We start from the raw sequence: 4,962 nt of genomic DNA, 5'->3' as shown, positions 1-4,962 counted from the left end.
TGCCCTGAGGCGCTGAAGCGCTGATGCCCTGATGCTTGCGAGCGGGCCCGGCCGTACCTAGCCGACCTGGTTCAGTTCGAACACCGCATCGACGGCCGAGCCGTTCCAGTTGTATTCGAGATAGGCCGCGTGATGGCAGTCGCGCAGCAGCGCGGTACGGAACGCCGCCAGGCACTCGCCGCGCGGGTCGCGCACCGACGGATAGACGATTCCCGCGCCGCCGGCATTGCGCACCGCGCGACCGAGCGCCTGCCCCGCGCTGTAATCGAGCGGATCCAGCAACGCCGGATCGCGTTTCGGCCACAGGCGCACATCGGCCACGTCGCCTTGCGCAATCACCGTGTAGAGCCGCATCTGCTGGCGCATCGGCGGCTCCTTCGTCGCGGCCAGGAACAGCGCGCTGTGATAGCGCGTTTCGGCGATCGCCGTATCGCGCGAGCGCGCGCAGTAGAACACACCATAGCTGCCGTCGGAAAAGCGGCTGCCCTGCGGATTCAGGTGCGTGAACGCGGCCATGATCGGCCCCCAGCCCTGCCCGTAGCGGCGCTCGGCGGGCGGTACGAGGTCGAGCGAGCCGACTTCATTGCGGATGCGATCGTTGGTCAGCGACTCGAGCGCATAAAGCGCGTCGAAATCGTCCGCCGATGCAACGCGGTCGAACAGGTTGATCGCCGGAAAACGGGTGGGAATCACGCGATAGGCAGGCGCCCAGTCGACCGCGGTCGTGGGCCATTGTTGTACTTGGATCGGCATCGTCACGCCCAGCCACCTCGCATCGCGTCGAGATATTGCCGGACGGCGACCAGATCGCCGACATTGCCGGCGAGCATCCGGTCGAGTGCGCGCTTGCCGCCGAACGGCGCCGCGTCGTTGGGCCGCTTGACCCACGCATCGGCCGCGGCCGGCTGCGGCAGCAGGATCTGCAGCGCCTTGTAGATGCCGAGCAGCAGCGATAGCCGCTCGAGCGTATCGCGCGGCAGCCGCGCCGATTCCGGCGTGGCCTTCCACTTGAAGAACGTCGAACGGCCGGGCGACCCGAGCAGCACGATCTGCTCGTCGATCGTCAGCTCCCAGTCGCGCGCGATGTTGAAAAACGCGCGCAGGCCGGCCGCCGACATCTGCGCGACCGAGGCCTGCGGCGGGGCGGAATGCGAATCGTAGGCGGGCTGTGACATGATCGTTAGTCTCGAAACGAATTTACTAACAAGATTAGTCCATTTTCGTATTTTTGCAAGGGTCGACACCCGGCGACCGGCCGGCACCTCCGTCGAAACGATATTTTTTGTCCATTCTGGACTCGGATTTTATTTTCTGCGTTAATGGCCGTGCGGACACCACGCGCAGACGCGGTTCGTGTCCGTGAAACCGTGTCGCACAGAAACCGGAAGCACCCCGCCAAGGAACGCACCATGAAGAGACTGATTGCCGCTGTTTCGATCGCCCTGCTCGCGGTATCCGCAGGCCCCGCCGTCGCGAAGGACTGGACCACGATCCGCTTCGGCACCGATGCCAGCTACGCGCCGTTCGAGTCGAAGGCACCCGACGGCAAGCTCGTCGGCTTCGATATCGACCTCGGCAACGAGATCTGCGCGCGCCTGAAGGCGAAGTGCGTGTGGCTCGAGAACGATTTCGACGGGATGATTCCGGCGCTCAAGGCGAAAAAGTTCGACGCGGTGCTGTCGTCGATGTCGATCACGCCGCAACGCGCGCAGCAGATCGGCTTCACGACCAAGATCTACAACCAGCCGACGCGGCTCGTCGTGAAGAAGGGCTCGCCGCTGCTGCCGACGGCCGAATCGCTGAAGGGCAAATCGATCGGCGTCGAGCAGGGCACGACGCAGGAAACGTATGCGAAGGCGTACTGGGGCAAGCAAGGCGCGAACGTCGTGTCGTACCAGAACCAGGACGGCGTGTATGCGGACCTGACCTCGGGCCGCCTCGACGCGGCGCTGCAGGATGAGGTGCAGGCGGCCATCGGGTTCCTGAAATCGTCGCGCGGCGCGAACTACTCGTTCGTCGGCCCCGAACTCGTCGACGACAAGGTGCTCGGCATCGGCGCCGGCATCGGGTTGCGCAAGGAGGACACCGACCTGAAGGCGAAGATCGACGGCGCCATTCTCGACATGGTCAAGGACGGTACCTACAAGCGGCTCGCGTCGAAGTACTTCGACTTCGACATCTACGGCAGCTGAAACGGCGTCGCGCGCGTACGGGCGCCACTCCCGTCGCGCGCGTCCGACCGCCCCTCCCCTCACTACCGGACGGCAACGGCACGATGCCGTTTGCCGTCACATCGAATGCATCATCCGTCGCACGTGCGGCACGACGCTGCGCATTTCATTCGGATTGCAGATTGATCGTTCGCGACGACGCTGCCCGGCGCAAACGGATGTCGTACGGCTTCGGTCAGTAGGCGAAGACCGGGCGTCGAGGTACCGGCGCCCGTGCGCACATGCCCTTGCGAATCGGGTTCGCTTGCAGGAAAGTGCCGACCCGGCGCGGATGACCGGCAATCAGCCGGATCCGCCTCGCACCGGGCGCGGAGAGATGGCCTGTCGATGCATGCCGGCCGGCTGCGAGAACGACGTTCGACCGGCGATGCTCCGAATCACTGCGATCGCGGCCTGCCGGCCGCGGCGTGTGGCGATCGATCATTTTTCTTCCCCGTATCAATCTGATGGTTGTTCCGGCAACCGGGCGAGGCCGGTGCCCCGACGATCAGGCGACGACGCTCCGTGCTCGCCGGAACGCGGCTGTGGTGCCGCACTCCGCCGCCGCATCCCCGCGGACTGGGTCCTGGCCGGTACTGACAGGGTTCGCTGCCGAACCGGACGGACCGTGCATCGTCGACCTTCGTACGTCCTCTTCCGCAAGGAGCGGGCCAGCTTCGCGCGAGCCCGGCCGGACAAGGGGTTGACCGGGCAGCGCGGCGTCCGGAACGGGGGCGGAATGCGGGAAGTTACGAATCTGAAACACGTGGCGCGCGGCACGCATCGGGCGCGTGGCGGCCCTGCCTTGCCGGATAAGGCTGAACAATGCAGCGCGGTATTTTTACCGGTGGGCGGCCGGCCGTTCACCCCGATTTGCCGCGCAAATTTGCCTGGCCGCCGAGGCGAAATGTTTCATGCGCTTTACATGCCGTCGGCGGCGCGAAAAGCGCGGGGCGCGCGCGGCAGGGATCGGCCGGCGCCGGGCCGGCCGACTGCACGGCAATAGGGCGAACCCGGCGTGCGCCGTATCGGTTCACGCGCCACGCGTGCGCCGCTCAGCCGACCCGCTGATGCCCCGCATCGCCGGACGGCGCGCCATCGTGCCCGCCGTTGTCGCCGTTCCCGCCGTTGTTGTCGTGATCGTTCAGCCCGTGCTCGATCATCATCCGGTAGAGCGTCACGCGCGAAATGCCGAGTTCGGCTGCGGCCTTGTTGATGCGGTGATCGTTGCGCAACAGCGCATTCTCGATCGCGGTGCGCTCGGCGAGCGCCCGCGCCTGTTCGAGCGTCACCGGCTCGGTTTCGCCCGGCGTGTCGAGCCCGAGATCGTGCGGCGTCAGCAGCCGGCTCTCGGCCATCACGATCGCGCGCCGCACGCGGTTGATCAACTCGCGCACGTTGCCGGGCCACTCGTAGCGCCGCATCGCGTCGAGCGCGGCCGACGTGAAACCGCTGATCTTGCGGCCGCTGTCGGCCTTGTATTTCTGCAGCACGTAGTGCGCGAGGATGTCGATGTCCTTGCCGCGCGCGCGCAGCGGCGGCTCGTGGATGCGCAGCACGCACAGGCGGTGATAAAGGTCTGCGCGGAAGCGCCCGGCCTCGACCGCGCCGTCGAGATCCACGTGGGTGGCCGAGATGATCCGCACGTCGACCGGAATCGATTCCTGCCCGCCGAGCCGCTCGATCTTCCCTTCCTGCAGGAAGCGCAGCAGGCTCGCCTGGCTTTCGACCGGCATGTCGCCGATTTCGTCGAGAAACAGCGTGCCGCCGTTCGCCGATTCGATCCGGCCCGCGCGCCGCTGGTTCGCGCCGGTGAACGCGCCGCGCTCGTAGCCGAACAGTTCCGACTGCAGCAGGTGATGCGGAATCGCACCGCAATTGATCGCGACGAACGGCCCCTTGCCGCGGCCGGAACGCTCATGAATCGCGAGCGCCGTCAGTTCCTTGCCGGTGCCCGACTCGCCGGAGATGAACACGCTCGCGTCGGTCTTCGCGACCTTGCGGATCGTGCTGAACAGCTGCTGCATCGCCTCGCAGTTGCCGATCATCCCGTGTTCGCCGATCGACGCCGCATAGGCCGCGCCATCGACGCGATCGAGCGCGGCCATCCCGCGCGCATGGCCGAGCACGTGCGAAATCCATTCGTAGGGCAACGGCAGGGTGACGTAATCGAAGCAATAGCTGCGGATCATTTCCCGCACGGCGGGGCCGATCGTGATGCCGGCCTGCGCGATGGAAATCCAGCCGATCAACGGCTGGCTCAGGCACGCCTTCAGCGCGGGATAGTCGCGCGACGTGAACCCGGTGAAATCGACCAGACCGGCGGCAACGGTCACGCCGGACGTCATGTTCTGCGCGGCGCCGGCCGTCTTCGCGACGGAGATTTCCCAGCCGAGCCCGCGCAGTTGCGCAAGCAACGGCTCGTCGGGCGAACGCATGATCACGAACAGCTTGCGTCCGTCTTCGGGCGCGGTGACGGACACATGCGTCATCTCGGACACCGCTTGCCCGTTTGCGTCAGGTGACCTAGCAACCATCGTTGTTCCCCGCTTGGCGTTGGTATCGCGCCGGCTCGCCGTCGCGCGCGACGGACCTCGATAGAACCGACATATTGGCCGCATTTCCGTCCGAATAAAATCCCCCCGCGCACGAATCACGCGAGAGGTGGACATTGTCATGAACGGTATATCGATGCGGCCGGCGCGCGGCTAGATGGGTGTTATCCCGGTGGCGTGTACGGCACGAACCCCGA

Annotated in this window: 4 protein-coding genes; 1 reads left to right on the top strand and 3 read right to left on the bottom strand. The window is 66.1% G+C overall.

What is annotated here, in order from left to right:
* Positions 1–57 precede the first annotated feature (57 nt).
* Both JYJ84_RS28250 and JYJ84_RS28245 read right to left on the bottom strand, forming a co-directional pair.
* Positions 58–753, bottom strand: coding sequence for an RES family NAD+ phosphorylase (locus JYJ84_RS28250; protein WP_175221779.1), 696 nt, complete (start codon positions 751–753; stop codon positions 58–60).
* A 2-nt stretch (positions 754–755) separates the two neighbouring features.
* The gene (locus tag JYJ84_RS28245; protein ID WP_043177863.1) at positions 756–1,175 is read right to left on the bottom strand and encodes an MbcA/ParS/Xre antitoxin family protein; all 420 of its coding nucleotides are present in this window, start codon (positions 1,173–1,175) and stop codon (positions 756–758) included.
* A gap of 234 nt (positions 1,176–1,409) precedes the next feature.
* Here JYJ84_RS28245 and JYJ84_RS28240 point away from each other — a divergent pair, with 234 nt between their 5' ends.
* Entirely contained in the window at positions 1,410–2,192 is a 783-nt protein-coding gene (locus tag JYJ84_RS28240) for an ABC transporter substrate-binding protein (RefSeq protein ID WP_122949135.1), read from the top strand.
* 1,073 nt (positions 2,193–3,265) lie between these two features.
* Here JYJ84_RS28240 and JYJ84_RS28235 read toward each other — a convergent pair.
* Positions 3,266–4,747, bottom strand: a complete 1,482-nt coding sequence (locus tag JYJ84_RS28235) for a sigma-54 dependent transcriptional regulator (RefSeq protein WP_174958169.1) — start codon at positions 4,745–4,747, stop codon at positions 3,266–3,268.
* Positions 4,748–4,962 lie beyond the last annotated feature (215 nt).

The sequence above is a fragment of the Burkholderia sp. LMG 13014 genome (assembly GCF_905232215.1).
In the GTDB taxonomy this organism is placed as follows: domain Bacteria; phylum Pseudomonadota; class Gammaproteobacteria; order Burkholderiales; family Burkholderiaceae; genus Burkholderia.
Note: the sequence above shows the minus strand (reverse complement) of the source record. Positions and strands in the feature narration are given on the sequence as shown.

Bases quoted from the DNA above. Each gene is read 5' to 3' on its own strand.
- JYJ84_RS28240 (WP_122949135.1), top strand. From the start codon at position 1,410: ATGAAGAGACTGATTGCCGCTGTTTCGATCGCCCTGCTCGCGGTATCC.
- JYJ84_RS28250 (WP_175221779.1), bottom strand. From the start codon at position 753: ATGCCGATCCAAGTACAACAATGGCCCACGACCGCGGTCGACTGGGCG.
- JYJ84_RS28235 (WP_174958169.1), bottom strand. From the start codon at position 4,747: ATGGTTGCTAGGTCACCTGACGCAAACGGGCAAGCGGTGTCCGAGATG.
- JYJ84_RS28245 (WP_043177863.1), bottom strand. From the start codon at position 1,175: ATGTCACAGCCCGCCTACGATTCGCATTCCGCCCCGCCGCAGGCCTCG.